This window comes from Mycobacteroides sp. LB1 (genome assembly GCF_013449725.1).
GTDB lineage: Bacteria > Actinomycetota > Actinomycetes > Mycobacteriales > Mycobacteriaceae > Mycobacterium.
In genome coordinates this window covers 103,840-128,448 of record NZ_JACCFF010000007.1, presented here as the reverse complement: position 1 = coordinate 128,448, position 24,609 = coordinate 103,840, and the positions used below count along the sequence as shown (strand labels likewise).

25 protein-coding genes are annotated in these 24,609 nt (G+C 63.1%); 12 read left to right on the top strand and 13 right to left on the bottom strand.

Annotated features, from left to right (window positions below; translation table 11 throughout):
• Position 1: 1 nt before the first annotated feature.
• The 4 genes from MLB1_RS22425 to MLB1_RS22410 all read right to left on the bottom strand — a co-directional run bounded on the left by MLB1_RS22425 (position 2) and on the right by MLB1_RS22410 (position 5,232).
• Positions 2 to 1,300, bottom strand: coding sequence for a PhoH family protein (locus MLB1_RS22425; protein ID WP_180752259.1), 1,299 nt, complete (start codon positions 1,298 to 1,300; stop codon positions 2 to 4).
• A gap of 324 nt (positions 1,301 to 1,624) precedes the next feature.
• On the bottom strand, positions 1,625 to 2,431 hold the full coding sequence (locus tag MLB1_RS22420; RefSeq protein ID WP_180752060.1) for an acyl-ACP desaturase: 807 nt from the start codon (positions 2,429 to 2,431) through the stop codon (positions 1,625 to 1,627).
• A gap of 113 nt (positions 2,432 to 2,544) precedes the next feature.
• A complete protein-coding gene (locus MLB1_RS22415; protein ID WP_180752059.1) occupies positions 2,545 to 4,002 on the bottom strand; it encodes a glycine hydroxymethyltransferase in 1,458 nt (485 codons plus the stop codon).
• A gap of 21 nt (positions 4,003 to 4,023) precedes the next feature.
• The gene (locus MLB1_RS22410; RefSeq protein ID WP_180752058.1) at positions 4,024 to 5,232 is read right to left on the bottom strand and encodes a DUF885 domain-containing protein; all 1,209 of its coding nucleotides are present in this window, start codon (positions 5,230 to 5,232) and stop codon (positions 4,024 to 4,026) included.
• A gap of 53 nt (positions 5,233 to 5,285) precedes the next feature.
• Between MLB1_RS22410 and coaA the strand changes: the two genes are divergently transcribed.
• Genes coaA through MLB1_RS22395 form a run of 3 tightly spaced genes read left to right on the top strand, consistent with a single transcriptional unit; the run spans position 5,286 to position 8,377 of the window.
• The gene (gene coaA / locus MLB1_RS22405; RefSeq protein ID WP_180752057.1) at positions 5,286 to 6,218 is read left to right on the top strand and encodes a type I pantothenate kinase; all 933 of its coding nucleotides are present in this window, start codon (positions 5,286 to 5,288) and stop codon (positions 6,216 to 6,218) included.
• Positions 6,219 to 6,257: 39 nt separating this feature from the next.
• Entirely contained in the window at positions 6,258 to 6,653 is a 396-nt protein-coding gene (locus MLB1_RS22400; RefSeq protein ID WP_180752056.1) for a nuclear transport factor 2 family protein, read from the top strand.
• Positions 6,654 to 6,694: 41 nt separating this feature from the next.
• On the top strand, positions 6,695 to 8,377 hold the full coding sequence (locus MLB1_RS22395; RefSeq protein ID WP_180752055.1) for a GMC family oxidoreductase: 1,683 nt from the start codon (positions 6,695 to 6,697) through the stop codon (positions 8,375 to 8,377).
• 73 nt (positions 8,378 to 8,450) lie between these two features.
• On the opposite strand, the gene MLB1_RS22390 is transcribed toward MLB1_RS22395, so the two are convergent.
• Positions 8,451 to 8,885, bottom strand: coding sequence for a hypothetical protein (locus MLB1_RS22390; protein ID WP_180752054.1), 435 nt, complete (start codon positions 8,883 to 8,885; stop codon positions 8,451 to 8,453).
• A 124-nt stretch (positions 8,886 to 9,009) separates the two neighbouring features.
• Between MLB1_RS22390 and MLB1_RS22385 the strand changes: the two genes are divergently transcribed.
• Entirely contained in the window at positions 9,010 to 9,918 is a 909-nt protein-coding gene (locus MLB1_RS22385) for an oxygenase MpaB family protein (protein WP_180752053.1), read from the top strand.
• On the opposite strand, the gene MLB1_RS22380 is transcribed toward MLB1_RS22385, so the two are convergent.
• The 7 genes from MLB1_RS22380 to MLB1_RS22350 all read right to left on the bottom strand — a co-directional run bounded on the left by MLB1_RS22380 (position 9,901) and on the right by MLB1_RS22350 (position 16,745).
• Positions 9,901 to 11,331, bottom strand: coding sequence for a hypothetical protein (locus tag MLB1_RS22380; protein ID WP_180752052.1), 1,431 nt, complete (start codon positions 11,329 to 11,331; stop codon positions 9,901 to 9,903). The genes MLB1_RS22385 and MLB1_RS22380 overlap by 18 nt on opposite strands.
• Positions 11,332 to 11,364: 33 nt before the next feature.
• Positions 11,365 to 11,952: a DUF5701 family protein gene (locus MLB1_RS22375; protein ID WP_180752051.1), complete on the bottom strand. Its 588-nt coding sequence runs from the start codon at positions 11,950 to 11,952 to the stop codon at positions 11,365 to 11,367.
• A gap of 107 nt (positions 11,953 to 12,059) precedes the next feature.
• The gene (locus MLB1_RS22370) at positions 12,060 to 13,280 is read right to left on the bottom strand and encodes a hypothetical protein (protein WP_180752050.1); all 1,221 of its coding nucleotides are present in this window, start codon (positions 13,278 to 13,280) and stop codon (positions 12,060 to 12,062) included.
• The gene (locus MLB1_RS22365) at positions 13,273 to 13,650 is read right to left on the bottom strand and encodes a carboxymuconolactone decarboxylase family protein (protein WP_180752049.1); all 378 of its coding nucleotides are present in this window, start codon (positions 13,648 to 13,650) and stop codon (positions 13,273 to 13,275) included. The genes MLB1_RS22370 and MLB1_RS22365 overlap by 8 nt, the downstream gene beginning before the upstream one ends.
• Positions 13,643 to 14,506 carry an NAD(P)-dependent oxidoreductase gene (locus MLB1_RS22360; RefSeq protein WP_180752048.1) on the bottom strand — a complete coding sequence of 288 codons (864 nt, stop codon included), beginning with the start codon at positions 14,504 to 14,506 and terminating at the stop codon, positions 13,643 to 13,645. The genes MLB1_RS22365 and MLB1_RS22360 overlap by 8 nt, the downstream gene beginning before the upstream one ends.
• On the bottom strand, positions 14,503 to 15,261 hold the full coding sequence (locus MLB1_RS22355; protein WP_180752258.1) for an SDR family oxidoreductase: 759 nt from the start codon (positions 15,259 to 15,261) through the stop codon (positions 14,503 to 14,505). Before MLB1_RS22355 ends, MLB1_RS22360 begins: the two co-directional genes overlap by 4 nt.
• A gap of 14 nt (positions 15,262 to 15,275) precedes the next feature.
• The gene (locus tag MLB1_RS22350; RefSeq protein ID WP_180752047.1) at positions 15,276 to 16,745 is read right to left on the bottom strand and encodes an aldehyde dehydrogenase; all 1,470 of its coding nucleotides are present in this window, start codon (positions 16,743 to 16,745) and stop codon (positions 15,276 to 15,278) included.
• A gap of 172 nt (positions 16,746 to 16,917) precedes the next feature.
• On the opposite strand from MLB1_RS22350, the gene MLB1_RS22345 reads away from it, so the two are divergent.
• The 8 genes from MLB1_RS22345 to MLB1_RS22310 are packed head-to-tail and all read left to right on the top strand — an operon-like array spanning position 16,918 to position 23,807.
• On the top strand, positions 16,918 to 17,505 hold the full coding sequence (locus MLB1_RS22345; protein ID WP_180752046.1) for a TetR family transcriptional regulator: 588 nt from the start codon (positions 16,918 to 16,920) through the stop codon (positions 17,503 to 17,505).
• Complete coding sequence (locus MLB1_RS22340) at positions 17,502 to 18,716, top strand: cytochrome P450 (RefSeq protein ID WP_180752045.1); 1,215 nt, start codon at positions 17,502 to 17,504, stop codon at positions 18,714 to 18,716. Before MLB1_RS22345 ends, MLB1_RS22340 begins: the two co-directional genes overlap by 4 nt.
• Complete coding sequence (locus MLB1_RS22335; protein ID WP_180752044.1) at positions 18,716 to 19,543, top strand: SDR family oxidoreductase; 828 nt, start codon at positions 18,716 to 18,718, stop codon at positions 19,541 to 19,543. Before MLB1_RS22340 ends, MLB1_RS22335 begins: the two co-directional genes overlap by 1 nt.
• Positions 19,540 to 20,928, top strand: a complete 1,389-nt coding sequence (locus MLB1_RS22330) for a cytochrome P450 (protein ID WP_180752043.1) — start codon at positions 19,540 to 19,542, stop codon at positions 20,926 to 20,928. Before MLB1_RS22335 ends, MLB1_RS22330 begins: the two co-directional genes overlap by 4 nt.
• The gene (locus tag MLB1_RS22325) at positions 20,928 to 21,128 is read left to right on the top strand and encodes a ferredoxin (protein WP_180752042.1); all 201 of its coding nucleotides are present in this window, start codon (positions 20,928 to 20,930) and stop codon (positions 21,126 to 21,128) included. The genes MLB1_RS22330 and MLB1_RS22325 overlap by 1 nt, the downstream gene beginning before the upstream one ends.
• A gap of 11 nt (positions 21,129 to 21,139) precedes the next feature.
• On the top strand, positions 21,140 to 21,697 hold the full coding sequence (locus tag MLB1_RS22320; RefSeq protein ID WP_180752041.1) for a nuclear transport factor 2 family protein: 558 nt from the start codon (positions 21,140 to 21,142) through the stop codon (positions 21,695 to 21,697).
• A gap of 5 nt (positions 21,698 to 21,702) precedes the next feature.
• Entirely contained in the window at positions 21,703 to 22,950 is a 1,248-nt protein-coding gene (locus MLB1_RS22315; protein WP_180752040.1) for a cytochrome P450, read from the top strand.
• Positions 22,947 to 23,807 (top strand): SDR family oxidoreductase, encoded by an 861-nt coding sequence (locus tag MLB1_RS22310; RefSeq protein WP_180752039.1) that lies wholly within the window; start codon positions 22,947 to 22,949, stop codon positions 23,805 to 23,807. Before MLB1_RS22315 ends, MLB1_RS22310 begins: the two co-directional genes overlap by 4 nt.
• On the opposite strand, the gene MLB1_RS22305 is transcribed toward MLB1_RS22310, so the two are convergent.
• Positions 23,808 to 24,590 (bottom strand): isoprenyl transferase, encoded by a 783-nt coding sequence (locus MLB1_RS22305; protein WP_180752038.1) that lies wholly within the window; start codon positions 24,588 to 24,590, stop codon positions 23,808 to 23,810. It abuts the gene before it with no gap.
• Between the last annotated feature and the right edge of the window lie 19 nt (positions 24,591 to 24,609).

Genomic DNA, 24,609 nt, shown 5'->3' with positions numbered 1-24,609 from the left:
ACTACGCAGAGTGCCCGGGCCCGAACTCCTCCAACATCTCGGTGACCAGCGCGGCGATGGCCGAACGCTCACTGCGAACCAGTGTGACGTGTGCGAACAGCGGATGCCCCTTGAGCTTCTCGATCACGGCGGCGACACCGTCGTGACGACCGACACGCAGGTTGTCGCGCTGGGCGACATCGTGAGTGAGCACCACCCGCGAGCCCGTGCCCAACCGTGACAGCACTGTCAGGAGCACGTTGCGCTCCAGGGACTGCGCCTCGTCGACGATCACAAAGGAGTCGTGCAGGGACCGTCCGCGAATATGCGTGAGCGGGAGCACCTCAAGCATGCCGCGTGCCAGCACCTCTTCAATGACAGCCGGTGACGCCAGACCTTCGAGGGTGTCGAAAACGGCCTGCCCCCACGGACCCATCTTCTCGCTCTCGCTGCCCGGCAGGTAACCCAGTTCCTGACCGCCGACTGCGTACAGCGGTCGAAACACCACTACCTTGCGGTGACTGCGCCGCTCCAGCACCGCTTCGAGTCCGGCGCACAGCGCCAGCGCCGACTTACCGGTGCCTGCCTTACCGCCCAGGGACACGATGCCCACCGACTCGTCAAGCAAGATGTCCAGTGCCACACGCTGTTCGGCAGAACGGCCGCGCAACCCGAAGACCTCGCGGTCACCGCGAACCAGCTGAACACGCTTCTCGGAATTGACCCGCCCGAGCGCGCTGGAGGTGCCACCGAGGAGCCGAATTCCGGTGTGGCACGGTAGGTCCCGAGCCGACTCGAGATCCACCTCACCGGCTTCGAAGAGTGAGTCGATGACGTCGGGGGCGGTGTCCAACTCCGCCATACCCGTCCAGCCAGAGTTCACCACATCCTGAGCCCGGTATTCATCGGCCGCCAAGCCCACCGCACCAGCCTTGACGCGGAGCGGAATATCCTTGCTCACCAACGTAACCAGCTTGCCTTCGGCGGCGAGGTTGAGCGCGCACGCCAGGATCCGCGAGTCGTTGGAGTCGGTGCGGAAGCCCACGGGCAGTACCGAAGGATCGGTGTGATTCAGCTCGACATGCAGCGAACCACCTTGGGTCCCAACAGGAATGGACTGATCAAGGCGGCCGTACTCCAACCGCAGATCGTCGAGCATCCGCAACGCAGTGCGGGCGAACCAACCCAGCTCATGATGATGGCGCTTGCCTTCCAGCTCGCTGATCACCACCAGCGGGATCACTACCTCATGTTCGGCGAATCGGTTTGTGGCCCAAGGATCAGACAACAACACCGAGGTGTCGAGCACATAGGTACGGATTGATGAGCCGCTCGCGCGAAGGTCATCAGAGGTTGTCCCAGCGGTCTTTGAAGCAGTCACCGAACGCTCCTGACATCGGTGCGGCACCACACACGATCTGTCGTGGACGCGGTCGGTACCGTGTGTGGACCGTCATGAGACCGTCCACATCAGGACCGGGGCCGGTCCTGTCGCTTTCGCCACGATCAGTACCTCCCGGATAGCAAAGCATGTCGCTAGCCATCGGTTTTGACGCTACTCGTACCTACACGCGGATGCCGCGCATGAAACCAAGCGTGTTGACTAACACCGGGTTAACGCCGGTTACAAGCGTGCGGCGGCGGCTCAGAGCCGCTCGGTCACGCCCCACTTGTCGGTGAGCTCGCGGACCACGTCCTGCACGGTGCCCTCATCGATGATTCCGGCCTCAGCGACCGCGGCGACCTTGTCCTCGTAGCCGTCGATATCGGCGCCGATGACCTTCAGTTCCGCGGCCCGGGCCTTAATGGCGGCGATGGTGTCCTCAGGGTGCAACCGCAGGCATTCGAGAACGATATTGCTGTACATCTGCTCATGCCGACGCTCGTCCTTCTCGATGTTGGCGAGCAGGCCCTTGAGTACATCGTCGTCGGTCTGCGCAGCGAGGTTCTGCACGTATACCGCGTGCATCTGCTCGAAGAACGCGTTGAACACCAGCGTCTCGATCTGGGTGTACGAGTCGGCGCGGTAGCCCTTCATCACATGGGCCAGCCGGGTGTCCTCATCGCCGCTGGGGTCAGCGTTGCGGGTCACCACCAGGTACTCACGCAGGGCGATAGCGTGCAGGTTCTCCTCGGCAGTCCAGCGCCCGATGAAATCGGCCCACGGGATGACCTCGAGGCTGAAGTGCTCGACCATCTCACGGTGGTAACCCGCAAGGTTGTCCTTGGTGATCAGCAGGATCTGGATCGCGTCGACGATGGCCTTGGGCAGCTTGACGTCGGACGGCTCCCAGTCGCGTCCACCCAGGAAGGCGAAGTTCTCGCCCTCGTCGAAGGGCACGTGCTCATGGGCGTACCAAAGCTCCGCGGTATCGCGATGCCGGTCGATGTTCTCGGCGACGACATCCGTCAGCTCAAGAGTCAAGGCATTGGGTACAGGTTTCTGTGCCATGCGGTAACACTAACTCCACTCGGAAAAAATGTGAAATCGCCGCGCGACGAGTCATGAGCGCATACAAAAGCCCCCGTCACAGCGGCGTTTCGGGGGCTTTTGACTCTAGAAATCTAGAGCGTGAGGCCCGGGTAAAGCGGGTTGGCGGCCAGCAGCTCGGCGGATGCGGCCTTCACTCGATCGGCGACGCCGTCGGCAAGCGCGTACTTGGCCTTGGAGGTCCCATCCGCCGTGGTGTTGGACAGCACGTCGACCACGAGCTCGGCTACCTTGTCGAACTCGTCGCCGTCGAACCCGCGGCTGGTGAGCGCCGGGGTGCCGAAGCGGATACCGCTGGTGTACCAGGCCCCGTTGGGATCGGCCGGGATGGAGTTCCGGTTGGTGACGACGCCGGCGTCCAGCAGCGCCGATTCGGCCTGCCGTCCGGTGAGTCCGAAGGACTGCACATCGAGCAGCACCAGGTGGTTGTCGGTGCCACCCGTGACCAAGCGTGCGCCCCGCTTCAGGAAGCCCTCGGCGAGCGATTTGGCGTTATCGGCGACGCGCTGCGCATACACCTGGAAGGAGGGCAGGCGCGCCTCGGCCAGGGCGACGGCCTTGGCGGCCATCACATGCGAGAGCGGTCCGCCCAACACCATTGGGCAGCCCTTGTCGACGGCATCGGAGTACTCGGCAGTGGCCAGCACCAGGCCGCCGCGCGGGCCGCGCAGCGATTTGTGGGTGGTGGTCGTGGTGATGTGGGCGTGCGGCACCGGGTTCTCGTCGCCGGTGAACACCTTTCCGGCGACCAGACCGGCGAAGTGCGCCATGTCCACGAACAGGGTGGCGCCCACCTCGTCGGCGATCTCACGCAGCTTGGCGAAGTTCACCCGGCGCGGGTAGGCGGAGTAGCCACCCACGAGGACCAGCGGCTTGAACTCGCGGGCCGCGGCGGCCAGGGCGTCGTAATCCAGCAAGCCGGTCTCCGGGTCGGTGCCGTAGCTGCGCTGTTGGAACATCTTGCCCGAGATGTTCGGGCGGAAGCCGTGGGTCAGGTGACCGCCCGCGTCCAGCGACATACCCATGAGCCGCTGGTTTCCGTACTGGTGGCGCAGCTCCTCCCAGTCGGTCTCGGACAGATCGTTGACATTGCGGACGCCCTTCTCGGCCAGCGCCGGAGCCTCGACGCGCGTCGCGAGGATCGCCCAGTAGGCAACAAGATTGGCGTCGATACCCGAATGCGGCTGCGCGTAGGCGTACGGCGCCCCGAACAGCTCGCGGGCATGCTCGGCCGCCAATGCCTCGACGGTGTCGATGTTCTGGCAGCCGGCGTAGAAGCGGTGGCCGATGGTGCCCTCGGCGTACTTGTCGGACAGCCAGGTACCCATGGTCAGCAGCACGGCCGGCGAGGCGTAGTTCTCGCTGGCAATCAGTTTGAGTGAATCGCGTTGGTCGGCAAGCTCTTTGCGGGTCGCATCGGCAATCCGCGGCTCGATGGTCTCGATGACCTCGAGAGCCGACCGGTACGCGGCGCTGGCGGTCTCGGCGTACTGCGCGCCCTGCGCGATATCACTGGATGCTGATGTCGTCATGGTCATCAGCCTAGTCGGCGGCTATACCAAGGTGGAGGCCACCAGGGGCTCGTCAAGCAGCCTGCCGAACCGGGTCGTCAACGACTGCTCGGGGGGACGACGGTCGAGCCATCCCTTCAACAATTGATAGCCCTCCACGTAGGTGGAGATGTACGCCCGCCACAACGGCGAGGACAGGAATTTGAGCATGTGCCGGGCGCGCTCATCCGAGACAAGCAGCCAGCGCTTCAGGAATGCGATGACGTCCTCGACGTCACGGTGCTCGTCATGCAGCATCAGGGCGGCGTCTTGGCGGACGTTGATCAGCCCGGCCCGTGCGCGCCCAATGGTCTGAGCCTGCTCACCATCGAAGCGCAGCCCCAGGTCGGCATAGATCTCCTGAGCCCACGGTCCCCAGTCCTCGCCGACGGCGGCGTAAAGCGCGAGGTCGGCGAGCCCCTCGGCCATCAGACACTGCGGCGTGTTGACCAGAAATATGGTTTGTTCCTGCTGATCACCCAGGTGCACCAGACCGGCCTCCTTGCGGCAATGCTCGGTGTGGTGTCCGGGATAAGACTCGTGGGCGATCAGCGCCGGCACGTTGTACAGGAACTGCTTGAGATCGGAGTTGACGGCCACCGTCGACCGGTAATTGCCCTCGTAGTAGTTGAACCCCGACCACGGTTTGTCGCTGACGATCTCGTACGTCACCGTCTCGGTCTCGGGCAGCGGAAACTCGCCCCGTACCCGGTCGCGTAGTGCGCTGGAGAAGGCGTCCACGCATTCCTGCAGACGATTCGGGTCGATCTCCTGCGAGCGGTCATAGGCGGTCTTCCGCTCGAGCAGCGAACCACCTTCGGGCAGCACACTTTCGAGCGCCTCATGTGCTTGCTTATAGCGCTCTTCGTCACCCTTCGCGATGCGCACATCGAAGTAGTCATGCACCTCATCGACAAACCCGATGTCTTCGCCGGCGAACTTGCGCCCGGCGCATGCCAGCGCCTTCAGATGGGTGTCGATGAAGGCCTTGCGCACCTCATCCAGATCGCTGGAAGCCAACTCACCGCGCAACGCCGCGGCCTGACGTGCGAGGTCGGCCGGATTGGGCGTTGGCTCGTTCTCCACCCGCTTCCGCAATGTCGGGTCGCCGGTGAACGAGTCGACGTACCCGCTCTCAATGCGGTCAAATCGCAGCCCAAGCAGCAGGTATTCGATGACGAGACTATTTTTCAACCCGCCGTTATTGCCCATGTCACACAACCCTAGTGCCGCGTTTACGGACGGTTCCTGTAAGACTTGGCTTCATGCCGCGGCTGAGCGAGCCGAGCCCCTACGTGGAGTTCGACCGGAAACAGTGGCGTGCGCTGCGCAAGGCCACCCCGCTGGTCCTCACCGAGGAAGAGCTCTTCGGATTGCGCGGCCTGGGCGAGCAAATCGACCTCACCGAGGTCGCCGAGGTATACCTCCCACTGGCCCGTCTCATCCATCTTCAGGTCGCGGCGCGGCAGCGACTGTTCGCGGCGACCGCCACTTTCCTCGGGGACCAGCACCCGGACCGCCTGGTCCCCTTCGTCATTGGGGTCGCGGGCAGCGTGGCCGTCGGCAAGTCGACCACCGCCCGCGTGCTGCAGGCACTATTGGCGCGCTGGGACCACCATCCCCGGGTGGATCTGGTGACCACCGACGGCTTCCTCTACCCCAACGCCGAACTTTCCCGGCGGAACATCATGCACCGCAAGGGTTTTCCGGAAAGCTACAACAGGCGCGCACTTCTGCGGTTCGTCACCGAGGTAAAATCGGGCGCGCATGAAGTCTGTGCGCCCGTGTATTCGCACTTGCTGTACGACATCATCAAGAACGAGAAACACGTTGTGCAGCAACCGGATATCCTCATCCTCGAGGGCCTCAACGTACTGCAGACCGGCCCGACCCTGATGGTCTCGGATCTGTTCGACTTCTCGATCTACGTGGATGCCCGCATCGAGGACATCGAACAGTGGTACATCTCCAGGTTCCTGGCAATGCGTTCGACGTCCTTCGCCAATCCGTCCTCACACTTCCACCACTACGCCAAACTGAGCGATAAGCAGGCAACCCTTGCCGCACAGGAGATTTGGCATTCTATTAACCTGCCGAACCTGTTGCAGAACATCCTGCCGACCCGCCCGCGCGCCACGCTGGTGCTACGCAAGGATGCCGATCACTCCATCAACCGGCTGCGTCTGCGCAAGCTGTAGCCGCCGTGCACAAAGTAGACCGAATGGTATATTCGGCTCATGATCAACAACGTGGTTGAAACCTGGCACGGCATCATCTCCGGCGCCACCCCAGAGGCCCTTAACGAGCTGCTTGCCGAGGATGTCGTCTTCCACTCCCCCGTGGTGTTCACGCCGCAGCGCGGCAAGGCGATCACCACGATGTACCTGCTGGCCGCGTTCGCGACCCTTGCCGGACCCGAAAGCGACTTCCACTACGTCAAAGAAGTCCTCGACGGGAACACCGCAGCGTTGGAATTCGAGTCGACCATCGACGGCAAGTACATCAACGGAGTCGACATCATCACCTGCGACGACGCCGGGAAGATCGTGGAATTCAAGGTCATGATCCGCCCGCTGCAGGCCATCAATGCGATCCACGAGAAGATGCGCGCGGCTTTAGAAGCCGCGTCCTGATTTACGGTGCATCGGCGGCAACCAACCAGTAGGTTGACCGCATGGACTATGACTACGACGTAGTCGTCATCGGGTCCGGTTTCGGTGGGAGCGTTGCGGCCCTCCGCCTCACCGAAAAGGGATACCGAGTCGGCATATTGGACATGGGAAAACGCTGGAAACCCGAGGACTTTCCCCCGAACAACTGGCATGTGCGCAAGGCCATGTGGGCACCTGGGCTCGGCTGTTACGGCCCGCAACGACTGACAGTGTTGGGCAAGACCTTCATCGCGAGCGCGGTGGGTGTCGGCGGCGGTTCGTTGATCTACGGCAACACGCTGTACGAGCCGTTGGAGAGGTTCTACACCGATCCGCAGTGGGCACACATCACCGACTGGAAATCCGAGCTCGCCCCCTATTACGACCAGGCCCGCCGGATGCTCGGGGTGGTACAGACACCGCACACCACACCGCCCGATGATGTGCTGCTGGCGGTGGCCAGGGATCTAGGTGTCGAGGACACCTATCACCCCACCAATGTGGGCGTGTTCTTCGGCGATGAGCCCGGCAAGACGGTGCCCGACCCGTTCTTCGGCGGCGCCGGCCCAGATCGCGCCGGATGCATCGGGTGCGCGCAATGCTTCACCGGATGCCCGCACAACGCCAAGAACACCACCGAGACCAACTACCTGTATCTGGCCGAACATGCTGGTGCACAGATTCATCCGCTTACTCAGGTTCTCGATGTGCGCCCGCTCGACGGAGCAAAAGGCTACACCGTCAGCACCAAGCAGACCGGGCGCTGGTTCCGTAAGAACAAGCGGGACTTCACCGCGCGCCACGTGGTGTTCTCCGCAGCCTCGCTGGGCACCCAGCGGCTGCTACACCAGCTGAAAGACACTGGGTCACTACCCAATTTATCGGAGCGGCTCGGAGAGCAGGCGCGCACCAATTCCGAAGAGGTGCCCATCGTCTACTCACCCAAGAGGGACGACTTCTCCCAGGGCGTGGCCATCACCTCCTCGATCCATCCCGAGGCCAACACCCACGTCGAGGTGTGCCGTTATGGGCCGGGTTCCACCTTCCTGAGCATGCTGGGCACCAACATGGTTGACGGCGGTCCATGGCGTTTCGCACGAACCTGGCTGGCCAACATGCTCCATCCCGGCATGATGTTCCGCTCCATGTTCCCGTACCGCGCCGCGCAGCATTCGATCATCGTGCTGGTGATGCAATCACTGGACAACTCGCTGACCACGTACCTCAAGCCCGGGTTGTTCGGCAAGAAGATGACCACGAAACAGGGCTCGGGAGAACCGAATCCGGACTGGATCCCGGTCGCCCATGATGTGGCACGCCGGATGGCCGAGAAGGTCGACGGGTACGCGGGCAGCACGCACCTGGACTCGATCAACATCCCGCTCACCGCACATTTCATCGGCGGCTGCCCGATCGGTGACTCCGCCGAGACCGGTGTGATCGACCCCTACCAGCGCATTTACGGCTATCCGGGGCTACATGTGATCGATGGGTCGGCGATCTCGGCGAATCTCGGCGTCAACCCGTCGTTCACCATTACGGCTCAGGCCGAACGTGCAATGGCGTTCTGGCCCAACAACGGTGAGGCCGATCCACGCCCAGAGCTGGGATCGGTGTACCAGCACATCGCACCCGTACAGCCCCAACACCCGACGGTTCCGGGGGCCGCCCCGGGCGCACTGCGTCTACCGCTGGCACCGGTCTAAACATGAAAGGTGCCGGGCCACCAAATGGGTGACCCGGCACCGGCTCACTCTCAGCGGGTGAGCATATGGGCGGCTACGCGGAGCGTAGGCGCCGTAGTCCGAGGAACTGGATGTCCGCCATGACGGCGGTGTAGACGCCGAAAACTATCGCCAGGGTTACCCCCACAGTGGTGAGCGGCACCCATTTCATGACACCCACCGCCACGTACAAGACGGTGGCCAGCAGGTTACCGACGATGTAGACGATGCCGATGGTCCCCAGCTTCGACGTGTCTGCCCGGCTCAATGCGTACGCCACGGCCCCGTACCCGATGAGGGCGGCGGCGTGTGCCACCTGGAATCCCAGCGAGGGTCCGAGCGGCTCGACAAGCCATTTCGCAGCAATCAGCAGTACGACGGCAACCGATCCGGTGGCAATGCCGTCGAACCCGATTCCAAATCGCAGAAGTGAGTCGGGTTGAGCGAATCGTGTGCGAAGTACTGACGCGTTTTCTGATGCGATGGACATTGCGGCTCCTTGAGGTGCGTCGATGAACCTGACACCACCGACATTGCCTCTTATGCACTGCCATCTCGACATTCCGCACTGCCAATTCCTGCCAGTTCGTCGCGGTGTGTGCCATCATCTAAAGATGACAACAGCAGATGTCATCTCTGTCGCGCCCGGTGCACAGCTCGGCCCCCGCTCATTGTTGTGGCGTTGGGCTGGTGATATGCGTATCGCATTCACCGGCGGCACGGCCGGGCTGCTGCAAACGATGGATCCCGCGATCGGCTACGCCCTGATCGAGCACTCCAACTTCTTCGAAGACCCCGTCGACCGGGTATTCCGCTCGCTGCCTCCGATCCTCGGCACCGTGTACGACGACCCCGCGGCCGGAACCGGCACGAAAGTGCGCGACTTTCACCGCGATATCAAGGGGATCCAGCCCGACGGGGTCCGCTATCACGCGTTGAATCCGACGACCTTCTGGTGGGCGCACGCGACCTTCCAGGTGATGGTCGAACAAACTGTGGACCGTTACTCGTCCCACCGGCTCAGCGATGCAGAGCGTGAGCAGCTCTACCAGGAGGGGGTCGAGTGGTATCGGCGGTACGCGATGAGCGAGCAGCCAGTACCGCCGAATCGAGCAGCATTCCAAGAGGAATGGGATCGGTACTGCGACGAAGTACTGGCCCCCAACCCGGCGGCGGACTATCTGATGAAGGTCATCGAAAGACGCACTGTCCCGGATATGAGCCAGTCGCCGTATCTGCCGGTGTCACCGTTACTCAAACCCGCTGCTCGGTTGGCACTGCCGACCGTACCGATACGCGCAGCGTTGGCGCCGCCGTTGCGACTGACCATCTACGGCGGCCTGCCACCCCAGGTGCGCAAGCGTTTTGGGATCCGGTGGAACATGGCAGACGAGACGGCCTACCGCGCGCTGTCGCGCGCCGTGCCGCTGGTGTGGCCGTTCATCCCGACATCGTGGCGATGGCATCCCGGCAGTCATGACGGATGGCGACGGGAGCGAGGACGGCTACCGCGACCCTGGTGACACGGATGAGCCGCTTGCGCGAAGACCATTGGACGGCGATGAGCCGCTTACGCGAAGACCGTCAGCCACGGTCTGTGCGCGCAGATCGGCCGCGATCAACTTGGCGGCAGCGTTCTGCCAGTTGTGCAATGACCGCTGCGGAACCTCGGTGACCAACCACTGCCACGCCTGGCGCGATACCGGGTCCAACCCCGCCGCCGTCGCGCCCTGGGCATAAGCCCGCACGCCCATGACGTAGGGGAAGTACAGGGCGTTGTAATAACGCCACTGATCGGTGACACCGAAGTCCCCTTCCTCCCGCGGCTTGAGCCGTGAGATGGATTCGGCGAGAACCGCTCTGAGTTCGTTGGCGCGTTCGACGGGTTGATCAGAAGCGCCACGGCCGCCCAGGCGCTCGCCGATGACCGGCAGCGAAGCCAGCGGGCTGGCGACGAGTTTGGCGAGATCGCCATAGTGACTGAGCGCACGGCGAGTGAGCCGGGTGAACGTCTCGTCGTCGACACCTTCGATGGGCGATGCCGACTTCAGCGGCAAGGCCGCCTCGGTGCTGCGCAGCTCGGAGCGTTCCTGGCGCAGCTGCGGGGAACGCGAGAATGCCATGCGATCAAGCAAGTCGGCGAATGGACCCGATTGCACCTGGATACAGATGGCCAGGCCGACGCTGGTGAACAGCAGCACCACCAGAGCTACCGACTGACCCACAACGGCCATACCGATCATGGCCTGGGCGCCGAACAGTGCGCCGACGAGGATCGACGCAACGAAGGAGCGCAGCATATCGGCGCGCAGTGCCTGCCCCTCGTCGAAGGCGTCCCAGAGTGCAACGCCCAGACCAAGCAGCACCAGGTCGAAGCCCGTCGAGGCCAATGCCAGCCAGCTCGGCAGGATGCCGAGCGGAATGATCAGCTGAGCGTCGCCGAGCGTGAAGAACATGGTGGCGACCAGGACGACGCCACGTGCTGAACCGGGTATCGACGCGCGGCGCCGGAATAGCAGAATCGCCGCCCCAACGGCTGCGGTTCCGCTGGCACAGAACATGATCCAATGCCCCAGCGTGGCGGGACCTTCGATGGTGCCGGCCATCGTCGCACCAACCAGCATCGCGATGGCAAGCACCAAGGCGGGCACCGCGATGGCCGCACGGTCACGCCGGCGATCGCCGTTGTTGGTGAGTTCGAGCAGCACCATCAACCAGGCGACGCTCGGGACGATCGCCGTGAAGACCTCGATACGACCAAGGAGTTCGGCATCGGATCCGGGAGTTACCCGAATGGCGTCCAGTGCGACGACGAGTGAGTAGCCGATCAGCCCGACGGCCGCGAGGGCGAGCACCGGCTTGCGGGGGTTGCGCGCGAGTAAGTACAGACCCAGCCACCAGCTGAGTCCGAACACCAGTGCCGACATCGCCACCATCACTATCAGTGTGACAGGTGCCGGACCCCGGAGCTACGGGACTACCCGTGCACCGCCCGAGGCCGTGCCCAGCCAGGTGTGCGGGTTCCGGTCCCAGCACCATCCGAGTTTCGGGCGCCTATCGGAAATCCAGATCGCCGGCACCCGCTGCCCCTTCCCACGCGACGCTGCCAGCGAGAAACATTTGTTCTTGCGCAGCATGTCCGGCCGCGCCGTCACGAGCGCGATGCCCTCGTCAATCGTGAGCGGGGAACGCCCACAGGCGGTGATCGCCTCCAGGGCCGTCTCCGGTGTGACGTTGCAGAACTCGCCACCGGTGTCGATATCGGTGAGCAGGTATGCGCCAGAAGGGATATCCACAATTGATCGGTAGACGTCGACGTCACCGTCATCCATGACGTGAAATCCGCTGCGTCCGTTAAGAGTCATCAACGGCGCCGTCTGCTCATAACTGGTCCCGGTGACGACGAGAAGGAACGGAATGTGATCCTCGGGGTTAACGGTCGAGGCAGGCAGGCCCTCCACCAACGGCCGCAGGCGGGTAACGCTATCGGTGACCGGATACCCAAGGTCGGTCAATCGGGCGAGCTGGCGGTCGAATTCATCCAGAGCAGCGGGCATTGCTCGTCAACGCACAGACAATGCCACAGGTTCCCGCGAGATGACATTGACGCTGGGAATCACGAGCGAATCCACCGCATAGATGTCATCTCGGCGAGGATTTGGTGCTACACCACCGTCAGCGGCAGCGACTTGCGAGGCTCGAAAGTGAACCTCGATCCCCCACTGACATTGGCGATCATCACCTCCGGCAGCTGCCTGTCCACACCCTCATGCTCAACGAACGAGGCCACCCAATCCTCAGCATCTCCCGAAACCTCCACGCGGATATGCGGATCGACCGCAGTTGCGATGGCTTGCAACGGCCGCGTTTCGGACGGCCCACACAGCGAGATCCACGCCTGCTCCTCGTGAGCGGGCGACCTCCATACATGAAGCTCACCGCCTGCAATCTCGGCGTTCACATATCCGACAGGGCTCAGCAGCGGATGCAGTTCGAGCACCCGCAGCACACCCTCGATCCCGCCGGGCAGCTGCAACGCCTGCGTGATCCGCGCGGCCGCGACGCCAGCGAGTCCGATGAGCTGTTGGGTGCACACCGTTCTTGCCAACTCCACCTCGGCGCGCTTGCGCACCGCGATCGAGAACCCGAGGAACAGCAGATGCATCTGCAGACAGATCTCGTCGGCAATTCGCACGAGCGCCGAATGCGAGAAGGCACCGAAGTCCAGATCGGACAGCAGTGGCCCCGAGTAGTCGGAGGCCCCCTCATCGGAGGTGTCGATATCGCTCAATTCCCAACCGGCGGCCACAGATCCGCCGACAACATCAAGGGCGGGGATCCCGGACACCGCGGGATATGACTCATCGATTGTCACCGTCCACGCGCAGTGCGGATGCCGGTCCGCGGGTGTGCGCGGCGGGCGGTGGATCGGCCGCACCTGGGCATGCGGGTTGGTGGCAAAGGCCGTCGCATCGAAGGTGGGATCCTCGATGTCATGGCACATGCCCGTTACGTACTCGGGCCCGAGTGGTTCCACGTCGAGCAACGCTCCGCAGTGGTCGAGGTGAAACTCCCCGTGCCACTTGTCATGCACGGTGTACCGGAAATCCATGAACTGTGGCGGCGCACCGATATCGAGCTGCATGCCTTTGAAGATGGTGATCACGTCGTCACCCTCGAATCGCAATGCCTTCTGCATGCGCCGGGTATAGATGGGGCTGGATGACGCCCACTCTTCGATGGCGACCTGCAGCATCTCCTCCCTGCCGAAATGCTGTATGCAGTAAGCCATTCCGGAGCGGTCGATCAGCTGACCGATCAGCAGCAGCTCCGGAACCAGAACTGCCAGCTGTTCCCGAGACAACCCGGAGAATCGGCTAGTCACCGGAGGATTCCGTGTCTTTCTTGGCACGCTTGGCGATAGCCATCTCGACATGCTTGTTGACCCGCTGCCCCAGCGGCCACCCGACATAGTGCGTGATGAACAGGGCCACCTCGCGCAGCTCGGCGTCGGTGAGCTCGCCGTTCTTCAGCGCCGCGCTGGTCTGGATCTCCAGGATCTCGTCGAGCCCCAAGGCGCTGACCGCGCCGAGGAGCAACAGCCGGCGATCACGGATCGAGAGCTCGGGGCGATCCCAAATTGTCCCGAAGAGATGGTCGGCGGTGTACTTGAAATAGTCGCCGGGCAGGTCTGGCATATCCCAGCCGTAGACCTCTTTCATCTTGTCGAGGCCCTTACGACGCAGCTCATCCATTAACTTCTCCCTCTCTAGATGGCACAGCATGTGGCACACCGAGACTGGCCGCCAGCCGCTCACGGGCCAATGCCGCCAACGGCAGCTCGACCGACATCTCCTCACCCAGTGCCAGCGCCAGGCTGAGATCTTTCTCGCCGAGGCCCCGCACATGGGTGAAGATCGGGTTCCAGAAGCTGTCCTGATCGACCGGTGCCGTGGTGTCGCGCAGCATGATCGCGCCCGGCCCGCCGGTGATCGCATCCGTGTGCCTGACCACCTTGCCCAGAGCAGTGATGTCCAGGCCGCAGCTTTCGGCCAGGCGCTGCGCCTCACCCGCCGCGGTGAAGGCAACGAAGTGTAAGAGGTTACGCGCCAGCTTCATCCGTGTACCCGCACCCGGAGCGCCGGCATGGATCACCAGCGATGCCCACTTCGAGAACGGCTCCTTGATACGCGTGAAGATCTCGTCATCGGCGCCGACCATGGTGGCAAGCTCACCCTTGTGCGCGCCAGGCGCGCCCCCGCTGACCGGTGCGTCGATAACGTGAATATCGTGCGGCGACCAGCACTGTGCCAGTTCAACGGCCGTCGCGTCGCTGATGGTGGAATGGATCGCGATAATGGTGCCGGGCTTCGCCTTCGGAGCAATGGCGGCAACGACTTCCCTTACCTGTGCGTCATTCAGCACCGTCACGCTGATGAGGTCGGCCTCCGCAATGTCCGCGAGGCCGTCAGCCGCTCGCGCACCCGCCTCGACGAGGGGCGCCATCGCCTCGGGCCGCAGATCGAAAACGGTCAGGCCGCCGGGCCAGTCGACAAGTCGTTGGGCCACGGGCGCGCCCATGTTTCCCAGGCCGATGTATCCAAGTTTCATGACCGGATGATCTGTCCACCGTCGACGTTGAACACTTGGCCGGTAATCCAGGAAGCCTTGTCCGACAGTAGGAACAGGCACATACCCACCATGTCGTCGACGGTACCCATGCGACTCAGCGGAATATTCTTGACGAGCTCGTTGCGGAACTGCTCCGGCACCGTGCCTCGGGTGGCGTCGGTATCGGTGGGTCCCGGCGCGATGGCGTTGATGCGGATCTTCTGTCCACCCAGCTCACGGGACAGCTGCTGGGTAAGGCCGTTGATGCCCACCTTGGCCAGCCCGTAGAAGCCCGAGTACAGCCATGCGGCCGTGGAGGATTGGTTGACGATGGCGCCGCCGCCGCGCTTGGCAATGTGCTTGTACACGGCGCGCGTACACACCAGCGCCCCGTCCTGGTTCACACTCATGAACTTCTTGTAGTAGTCCCAGGGCACCGTGAGCAGCAGGTCGAGCTTCATGCCGCCATAGATCGCGGCGTTGTTCACCAGGTAGTCGATGCCGCCGAACTCGGAGACCGCCTTGTCTGCCATGGCGATTGCCGATTCGGGGTCGGACACATCGACACCGGCGAAGATGGCCTTGCCACCGTCGGCGACGATCTGCTTGGCGACGCCTTCGCCCAACTCGACGTTGATATCGGCCACCACCACCGCCGCGCCCTCCCGGGCCAGCGCAAGCGCATACGCCTCACCGATGCCCTGTGCGGCGCCGGTGACGATGGCAACCTTGTCCTGAAACTGCCCAGTCGAAATCACCTTTGATCCTCCTATTTCACAGCCGTCGCAATGACTTTGGTTTCCAGGTATTCCTCGAAACCGGCCACACCCATTTCCCTGCCGATACCCGATTGCTTATATCCGCCGAAGGGTGCGTCTGCGGAGTACCAGACACCGCCGTTGACGTTCACCGTCCCCACCCGCAACCGGGATGCCACCCGCGCCGCACGCTCGTCATCCCCGCTGAACACCGTGCCGGACAGTCCGTACGGTGAATCGTTGGCGATCCGCACCGCGTCGTCGTCACCGTCATGGGCCAGGACCACCAGTACCGGCCCAAAGATCTCCTCGCGCGCCACCCGCGCGTCGTTGGTAAGACCGGCGACGACGGTGGGTTCGATGAAGTATCCCCGGTCCTTACCTTCTGGCCGCCCACCGCCGCAGGCGAACGAACCACCTTCGGCGACAGCCAGATCCAAATAGGACTGAACCCGGTCGCGCTGGCGCGCCGAGATGACCGGACCACAGATCGTTCCCGGACTGGTGGGATCCCCCGGCTTCAAAGACCCCATAGTCGCCGCGGCAGCCTGCACCGCCTCTTCGTATCTAGCACGCGGCACCACCAGTCGGGTGGTGATGGCGCATCCTTGGCCGGCATGCATCGCGGCCGTGAATGCCGACATCGAACACGCCGCGGCCAGGTTCGCGTCATCGAGCACAATGAACGCCGACTTGCCCCCGAGCTCCAGGAACACCTTCTTGACGGTGGCCGCCGCATCGGTCATCACCGCGCGACCGGTGGCCGTCGATCCGGTGAACGACACCATGTCCACGCGGGGATCCGTCGACAGCTGCGCACCGATTCGATGGTCACTCGACGTGACGATATTGATGACGCCCGGTGGGAAATCGGTGTGCTCCGCGATGATTCGCCCCAGCACCGCCGCGCACCACGGGGTGTCCGGGGCGGGCTTGAGCACCAAGGTGTTTCCGGCGGCCAGCGCCGGGCCCACCTTGGCGAGGTTGATCTGATGCGGAAAGTTCCACGGCGTTACGGCCCCGACCACACCAATGGCCTCGCGTGCGAGGGTGCGCTGGGTTTTGATACCCATGGGCGAGGCAACACCGAGATCGGCGTTCCAATCAAAGGAATCGGCGGTGTCGGCCCCGAACCGCAGGTCATCTACCGGTCCTTCGAGTTGCGCTCCGGCGGTCAGCATCCGAGGTGCGCCCACCTCCGCGATGGTCAGTTCCCGCAATTCTTCGATATGAGCCTTCATCCCGTCGCGAAGCTGACGGAGACACTGCACGCGCAACCCCACATCCCGAGACCAGTCGGTGCCGTCGAACGCACGACGTGCCGCCTCAATCGCGCGGCTCATGTCCTCGCTGTCCGCATCGGCCGCGGTGCCCAATATCTCTTCGGTAGCCGGGTTGATCGTCGGGAACCGCCCGGCACCTCCGGGAACCAGCTTTCCGTCGATGAATAGATCGCTTTCACCATCGGCCAGGAGTGCCATCGTCACCTCATTCCAGAAATCTGGACAGCTGTCCATTCCTTACCCATGAACGATAACCAGATAGATCCCAACATGGCAAGACCGCATTCCTTTCACATCAAATAATTGCTGTTGTACAGCATTTTTCACTTGGCATCTTGCCGGAACCCGTCGCCCGCGATAATCTGGACAAGTGTCCAGTGAAGTTGCGGTACCCCTCACAGATAGTGCGCCCCGAAATCGGCGGCAGGAAGAGACGATCCGCAAGATCGTCACCGCGGGCCGACAGATGCTCGGTGAGACCACGTACGCGGATATGACAATCCGTGGTGTCGCCGCCCGCGCGAAGGTCGCGGCTGCCACCGCCTACACGTACTTCTCTTCTAAGAGTCATCTGGTCGCCGAGATCTACCTCGACCTCATCCATGAGGCGCCCTACTTCACCGACGTCAACGACAGCCAGGCCGCCCGCGTCACCAAGACTCTGCGGAGCCTGGCGCTGGTGGTTGCCGACGAACCCGAGATCGCGACTGGCTGCACCACTGCCCTACTCAGCAACAACGACGAACCGGTGCATGCCGTACGCGACAAGATCGGCCTGGAAATCCACCGCAGGATCCGCTCCGCGATGGGCCCAGATGCTGATCCGCGCGTGGTCTCGGCCCTTGAAATGACGTTCTTCGGCGCACTCATGCATGCAGGCAGCGGCACCTTCACCTATCACCAGATCGCCGACAAACTCACCTTCGTGGTGGATCTCATGTTGGGAGAGCGCTCATGACGGCCGCTCATACGTCCTCGTTGGTGTTCGACCCGTACGACTACGACTTTCACGAAGACCCGTACCCGTACTACCGGCGATTGCGTGACGAAGCCCCGCTATATCGCAATGACGACCTGAACTTCTGGGCACTGTCGCGACATCAGGATGTCTTACAGGGGTTCAGGAACAGCGAGGCCTTGTCCAATGCCAACGGCGTCTCCATGGACAAGGCCTCCTTCGGGCCGCATGCAAAGCTGGTGATGTCGTTTCTGGCCATGGACGATCCCGAGCACCTTCGACTACGCACCCTGGTGTCAAAGGGGTTTACTCCCAGAAGAATTCGTGAACTCGAAGGCCGGGTCGTCGAGCTGGCGCGTACGCATCTGGACACCGCGTTACAGTCGGAAAGCTTCGATTTTATCGGCGACTATGCCGGCAAGCTGCCGATGGATGTCATCTCGGAGCTGATGGGGGTGCCCGAGGCCGACCGCACCCGCATCCGGGAGCTGGCCGATGGCGTCATGCACCGTGAGGACGGCCTGGCCGATGTGCCACCCGAGGCCATTCAGGCGTCCTTCGACCTGATGCGCTACTACATCGACATGGTCAAAGAGCGGCGACGTCGGCCCTCAAACGATCTGACTTCCGCTCTGCTGCAGGCAGAAATCGACGGCGACCGACTGACCGACGAAGAGGTGCTCGCCTTCCTTTTCCTGATGGTGATCGCCGGCAACGAGACGACCACCAAGCTATTGGCCAATGCCGCCTACTGGGGGCACCGCAATCCCGATCAGCTCGCCGGCGTCTACGCAGATCACGAGCGGATACCGCTGTGGGTGGAGGAATCGCTGCGCTATGACACCTCCAGCCAGATCCTCGCGCGCACCGTGGCCGAGGATATGACGTTGTACGACAAGACCATCCCCGCCGGTGACATCCTGCTGCTGCTGCCGGGATCGGCCAACCGCGACGATCGAGTGTTCGAGGATGCCGACGACTATCGAATTGGTCGCGAGATCGGCTCCAAGCTCGTGAGTTTCGGCAGTGGTGCGCATTTCTGCCTCGGCGCACACCTGGCGCGGATGGAGGCCAAGGTCGCCTTGACCGAGCTGTTCACCCGGATACGACACTACGAGATCGACGAAAGCAACTCCGTGCGTGTGCATTCCAGCAATGTCCGCGGATTCGCCTATCTGCCCATCACTGTGCAATTGAGGGAGGACACCTGATGCCGCGATTTGCCCCACACCCGGACCGTCGCCCAACCATCGTCGCCGGTGCCTCCTCCGGCATCGGGGCGGCCGCGGCAACTGAACTGGCGGGTCGCGGATTCCCGGTGGCGCTAGGCGCCCGCCGCGTGGACAAGTTGACCGAGCTCGTCGAGAAGATCCAGGCCGATGGCGGAGAGGCCGTTGCGTTCCCACTGGATGTCACCGATGCGGACTCCGTGAAATCGTTTGTCGGACAGAGTATCGACGCGCTGGGCGAGATCGACCTGCTGATATCCGGGGCTGGAGACATGTACCCCGGCCGGGTGCATGAGATGAGCGCCGATATCTTCGCCTCCCAGATCCAGGTGCACCTGCTGGGCGCCAACCGGCTCGCCACCGCGATCGTGCCCGATATGGTGGCCCGCCAACGCGGCGATGTGGTGTTCATCGGGTCCGATGTCGCGCTGCATCAGCGCCCGCACATGGGTGCCTACGGTGCGGCCAAGGCGGCGCTGCTCGCGATGGTCAACACCATGCGCATGGAGCTGGAGGGCACCGGAGTCCGCGCATCGATCGTGCATCCCGGTCCCACCCTCACATCGATGGGCTGGCAGCTCTCCGCCGAACAAGTCGGTCCCATGTTGGAGGACTGGAAGTCCTGGGGCCAGGCGCGTCACTCCTACTTCCTGCGCCCCTCCGATATCGCCCGTGCGGTGGCCTTCGTGGCCGAAACTCCCAGGGGCGCACATATCGCAGAGATGGAAGTGCAGCCCGAAGCACCGCTGAAGGGCGCTCCGGCGGACAAACAGAAACTTGAACTCGGTGAGGAAGGAATGCCGTCATGACGACGACCCCGATCGGAGGGCAGGAGCGTAGCGACTCGGGACTAAGCACCGTTCCCCGGGTATCCGGCGGCGAAGACCAGTACGGGCACCTGGAGGAGTTCCGCACCGATCCCATCGCGCTGATGAAACGCATCCGGGAGGAATGCGGAAACGTCGGCACCTTCCAGCTCGCCGATAAGCAGGTGGTGTTCCTCTCCGGCGCTGAGGCCAACGAGTTCTTCTTCCGCTCCAGTGACGAGGATCTGGACCAGGCCGAGGCGTACCCATTTATGACGCCGATCTTCGGCAAGGGTGTGGTTTTCGACGCGGACCCGGAACGCCGCAAGGAGATGCTGCACAATGCGGCGCTGCGCGGTGAACAGATGAAGGGGCACGCGACCACCATCGAAAATGAAGTCCGCCAAATGATCTCGCACTGGGGTGAGAGCGGCGAGATTGATCTCCTCGAATTCTTTGCCGAGCTGACCATCTACACCTCCTCGGCCTGCTTGATCGGCAAGAAGTTCCGCGATGAGCTCGACGGCAGGTTCGCCCACCTGTACCACCAGCTTGAGCAGGGCACCGATCCACTGTGCTATGTCGACCCGTACCTGGAGATCGAGAGCTTCCGCCAGCGCGATGAGGCGCGAAAAGGCTTGGTAGCACTGGTTCAAGAGATCATGAACAGCCGGATCTCCAATCCCCCGACCGATAAGAGTCAGCGCGACATGCTCGACGTGCTGATCACGATCAGGGACGAGAGCGGCAATCCCCGCTTCACCGCCGACGAGATCACCGGCATGTTCATCTCGATGATGTTCGCCGGGCACCACACCAGCTCGGGCACCGCCTCCTGGGTGCTCATCGAGCTACTACGTCACCCGGATATCCAGACGCAGGTCATCGACGAGCTGAACGAGCTGTATGCGGATGGAAGCGAGGTGAGTTTCCATGCGCTGCGCCAGATCCCGAAGCTGGAGAATGTACTCAAGGAGACGCTGCGACTGCACCCGCCGCTGATCGTCTTGATGCGGGTCGCCAAGGGCGAGTTCGAAGTGGGCGGTTTCCCCATTCACAACGGCGATATGGTGGCGGCCTCCCCAGCTGTCTCGAACCGGATCGCCGAGGACTTCCCCGATCCAGACGGCTTCGTGCCGGACCGCTACGAGAAGCCGCGGCAGGAAGACATCGTCAATCGCTGGACATGGATACCGTTCGGGGCCGGTAGACACCGCTGCGTGGGCGCCGCCTTCGCCACCATGCAGATCAAGGCCATCTTCTCGGTGCTGTTGCGTGAGTATGAATTCGAGATGGCACAGCCGGCCGACTCGTACCACAACGACCACTCCAAGATGGTGGTGCAGCTGGCACAGCCGGCCAAGGTTCGTTACCGCCGGAGGACCTGATGCCGTTTCGGGTCGATGTCGACCGCGACCTGTGCCAAGGCCACGCCATGTGCGAGTTGGAGGCCCCGCACTACTTCCGCGTGCCCAAGCGCGGCACCGTCGAAATCCTGAATCACGAACCCCCCGAGGACGCGCGCGACGAGGTCGGGCGCGCCGTCGAGGAATGTCCCGCTCGAGCTTTGTTCATCACCGAGAAATAGGAGCGTCAACGATGCCGCAATTCCCCCGCCAAGAGCTCGACGATGTCGTCGCAGACTGGCTACAAGCCAACCTGGATGCCGAGAAGGCAGGTGACTGGAAACCGTTGGCACGCTTCTATACCAACGATGCCACCTACGGATGGAACATCGGTCCCAAGGAAGACGTGATGTGCGTCGGTATCGACGAGATACGCGATATCGCCCTCGGCCAGGAGATGGAGGGGCTGGAAGGTTGGACCTACCCGTACCAGAAGGTGATCGTCGACGACAAGCAGGGCGAGGTGATCGGATTCTGGAAGCAGATCGCTACCGGCGGTAATGATAGAGCTGGGAGTGACGATCTGACCGTTTGCGGTATCGGTGGCAGCTGGTTCCGTTATGCCGGTAACGGCCAATGGAATTGGCAACGCGACTTCTTCGACTTCGGTCATGTATCGGCCGTGTACATGGACCTCATCAAGGCGGGCAAGCTCAGCGAGGGCATGCAGAAACGCATCCAGCGCGGCCTGTCGGGTGAAAGGGTGCCCGGCTACTACCCCCTCGGCAAGACTCCGGTCCCCCTCTGGTGACCGCGATGAAGAGCGCTGCGGAACTGGGTCTCCCGGAAGGCTTCGATTTCACCGATCCCGCGTTGTACGGGGAACGGATGCCGCACGAAGAGTTCGCAACCCTGCGTCGCGAAGCGCCCGTCTGGTGGAATCCACAACCGCGCACGGTGGGCGGATTCGCCGACGACGGATACTGGGTGGTATCCAAACACCGTGATGTGCGTGAGATCTCGCTGCACACCGATATCTTCTCGTCCGGCCGCAAGGGCGCCATCCCGCGCCTTGAAGACCACATCAGCCCAGAGGAGTTCCAGGCCACGCTGTCGGTCCTCATCAACAAGGACGCCCCCGAACACACCCAGCTGCGGGGGCTGGTGTCCCGCATGTTTACCCCGCGCTCCATCGCGGCGCTGCGCATCACCCTGGAAGAGCGCGCGGAGCGGATTGTGCGAGCCGCACTCGAGGGCGGGCACGGCGAGTTCGTGCGCGAGGTGGCCAGCGAGCTTCCGATGCAGGCCATCGCCGAATTGATCGGTGTTCCTGAGGAAGACCGCGTCAAGCTCTTCGAATGGAGCAACCAGATGACGGGGTACGACGAGGCCGATGTCGAGATCGACCCGCGTATCGGCGCCGCCCAGATACTCGGATACTCGTACCAGCTCGCCGAGCAGCGCCGTGACTGTCCGGGGAACGACGTGGTTTCCCGTCTGCTCGCCGGAACCGTGGACGGTGAGCAGCTCACCCCCGAGCAGTTCGGCTTCTTCGTCGTCATGCTGTCGGTTGCCGGCAACGAAACCACCCGCAACGCAACCACAATGGGCATGATGGCGTTCCTGGAACACCCGGACCAGTGGGAGCTGTTCAAAAAGGACCGACCGGCATCCGCTATCGACGAGATCGTCCGATACACCTCACCGCTGATCTCCCAACAACGAACCGCGCTACAGGACACCATGATCAGTGGCGTGCCGATCGCGGCGGGCGAGCGGTTGGTGATGCTGTATCCGTCCGCCAACTTCGACGAGGAAGTATTCGAGAACCCGCACACCTTCGATATCACCCGTGACCCCAACCCGCATCTGGGTTTCGGTGGCACGGGGGCCCACTACTGCCTGGGAGCCAACCTGGCGAAGGTCGAGTTGGAGATCATCTTCAACAAGATCGCCGACCGGATGCCGGATATCTCGCGGATCGGGGAAGCCCCCCGGTTCCATTCGGGCTGGATCAACGGTGTCAAGAAGTTCGAGACGGCATACTGCCCGGTGCCGCATTGAGCGGTCTCTCCTGTGTGGTGGTAGGCGGCAGTCGTGGAATCGGCCGCGCCGCTGCACATCTGCTGAGCGAGCTCGGCGCCAATGTCGTCGTGAACGGCCGACATTCAGAGGCCGTCGACGAAACTGTCCGCAGCATGACGGCTGCAGGCGGTGCAGCAGTCGGGTTCGTCGGCGCACCCGATAACGACCGAACAGCCACCGACCTGATCGAGGCGTGCCGGACGGAATACGGCGGTATCGATGTGCTGATCAACTGCGCGGGCATACCGGAGCCCGCCGGATCCTCCATTCTCACCATCACCCCCGACGACTTCCATCGACTGATCGATGCACATCTCGGTACCGTGTTCCACACCTGCCGCGCCGCCGCACCGCTCATGGCCGCCCAGGGGCATGGGACCATCATCAACACCGGATCGACTGCGTCCCTGGGTATCTACGGCGGCACCGGGTATCCGGCGGGCAAGGCGGCCGTCAACGGACTGACCTTGGCCATCGCCGCCGAGTTGAAGCAGAGCGGCGTGCGCGCGAATGTGATCTGTCCGGGCGCCCGCACGCGGCTATCGGAGGGCGATGAGTACATCGCGCATCTCCACGATCTGCACACGCGGGGGCTACTCGACGAGATGACACTGCAGGCCTCGCTTGCCCCGGCGCCTGCGGAGTGTGTGGCACCGTTGTACGCCTATCTGGCCAGCGATCTCTCCGCACGCATCACCGGCCAGATATTCATCGCGGCGGGCGGTTTCATCGGGCGATTCAAACGCCAGGTCCCCACGCCGCTGGGCTACCGCGACCACACCGAATCCTCGCAGTGGTCAGTCCCGGAGATCGACGAGTTGATGGGCAGGCGATAGCTACTGCCCGAACCGCCGGTTTCTCGCGGCGTAATCGCGTAGCGCGCGCAGGAAGTCCACACGCCGGAACTCGGGCCAGTACGCGTCGGTGAACCACATCTCCGAGTACGCGCTCTGCCAGAGCAGGAATCCCGATAACCGCTGCTCCCCCGATGTCCGGATCACCAGGTCCGGGTCCGGCTGCCCCGATGTGTACAGGTTCTCGGAGATGCCCTCGACCGTCACCTTCTGCACCAGCTGCTCGGCGGTCGCGCCGTTGGCCAGCTCCTTGTTCAGCAGGGTGCGCACCGCATCGGTGATCTCTTGTCTGCCCCCGTAGCCGACCGCCACGTTGACATGGAAACCCGCATCCGAGGGCGCGGACTTCACCGCCTGACGCATGCGCTCGGCCACCGCGTCGGGCAGCAGATCGAGGTCTCCGACGCTGCGCACGCTCCAGTTCTTCTGCGGGGAACACAGCTCCTCGACGACATCGGTAATGATCTCCAGCAGCTCGCCGAGCTGTTCGGGATCACGTGTCAGATTCTCGGCCGACAGCAGATACACGGTGGCCATCTCGACACCGGCGTCCTGACACCAGCCGAGCATCTCGCCGATCTTGCGGGCGCCCATCCGGTACCCATGGCTGACGTCCGTGTACCCCGCCGACCGGGCCCAACGACGGTTTCCGTCGCACAGCACGGCGATATGCCGCGGTTTCGCCGCCTTGGCCAGCTCCTGGCGGAGCCGCATTTCGTAGAGCTTGTATAGCGGTTCTTTCAGCCTTGGCGGGATGATCTCCACGGAACCCAGCCTAGCGAGC

Excerpts from the sequence above, each read along its gene's own strand:
- MLB1_RS22340 (WP_180752045.1), top strand. The coding sequence starts at position 17,502 with ATGACGGCCGCTCATACGTCCTCGTTGGTGTTCGACCCGTACGACTAC.
- MLB1_RS22360 (WP_180752048.1), bottom strand. The coding sequence starts at position 14,506 with ATGAAACTTGGATACATCGGCCTGGGAAACATGGGCGCGCCCGTGGCC.
- MLB1_RS22400 (WP_180752056.1), top strand. The coding sequence starts at position 6,258 with ATGATCAACAACGTGGTTGAAACCTGGCACGGCATCATCTCCGGCGCC.
- MLB1_RS22390 (WP_180752054.1), bottom strand. The coding sequence starts at position 8,885 with ATGTCCATCGCATCAGAAAACGCGTCAGTACTTCGCACACGATTCGCT.
- MLB1_RS22375 (WP_180752051.1), bottom strand. The coding sequence starts at position 11,952 with ATGCCCGCTGCTCTGGATGAATTCGACCGCCAGCTCGCCCGATTGACC.
- MLB1_RS22415 (WP_180752059.1), bottom strand. The coding sequence starts at position 4,002 with ATGACGACATCAGCATCCAGTGATATCGCGCAGGGCGCGCAGTACGCC.
- MLB1_RS22315 (WP_180752040.1), top strand. The coding sequence starts at position 21,703 with ATGAAGAGCGCTGCGGAACTGGGTCTCCCGGAAGGCTTCGATTTCACC.
- coaA (WP_180752057.1), top strand. The coding sequence starts at position 5,286 with ATGCCGCGGCTGAGCGAGCCGAGCCCCTACGTGGAGTTCGACCGGAAA.
- MLB1_RS22365 (WP_180752049.1), bottom strand. The coding sequence starts at position 13,650 with ATGGATGAGCTGCGTCGTAAGGGCCTCGACAAGATGAAAGAGGTCTAC.
- MLB1_RS22335 (WP_180752044.1), top strand. The coding sequence starts at position 18,716 with ATGCCGCGATTTGCCCCACACCCGGACCGTCGCCCAACCATCGTCGCC.
- MLB1_RS22350 (WP_180752047.1), bottom strand. The coding sequence starts at position 16,745 with ATGGCACTCCTGGCCGATGGTGAAAGCGATCTATTCATCGACGGAAAG.
- MLB1_RS22325 (WP_180752042.1), top strand. The coding sequence starts at position 20,928 with ATGCCGTTTCGGGTCGATGTCGACCGCGACCTGTGCCAAGGCCACGCC.
- MLB1_RS22385 (WP_180752053.1), top strand. The coding sequence starts at position 9,010 with ATGACAACAGCAGATGTCATCTCTGTCGCGCCCGGTGCACAGCTCGGC.
- MLB1_RS22380 (WP_180752052.1), bottom strand. The coding sequence starts at position 11,331 with ATGGTGGCGATGTCGGCACTGGTGTTCGGACTCAGCTGGTGGCTGGGT.
- MLB1_RS22420 (WP_180752060.1), bottom strand. The coding sequence starts at position 2,431 with ATGGCACAGAAACCTGTACCCAATGCCTTGACTCTTGAGCTGACGGAT.
- MLB1_RS22410 (WP_180752058.1), bottom strand. The coding sequence starts at position 5,232 with ATGGGCAATAACGGCGGGTTGAAAAATAGTCTCGTCATCGAATACCTG.
- MLB1_RS22395 (WP_180752055.1), top strand. The coding sequence starts at position 6,695 with ATGGACTATGACTACGACGTAGTCGTCATCGGGTCCGGTTTCGGTGGG.
- MLB1_RS22320 (WP_180752041.1), top strand. The coding sequence starts at position 21,140 with ATGCCGCAATTCCCCCGCCAAGAGCTCGACGATGTCGTCGCAGACTGG.
- MLB1_RS22330 (WP_180752043.1), top strand. The coding sequence starts at position 19,540 with ATGACGACGACCCCGATCGGAGGGCAGGAGCGTAGCGACTCGGGACTA.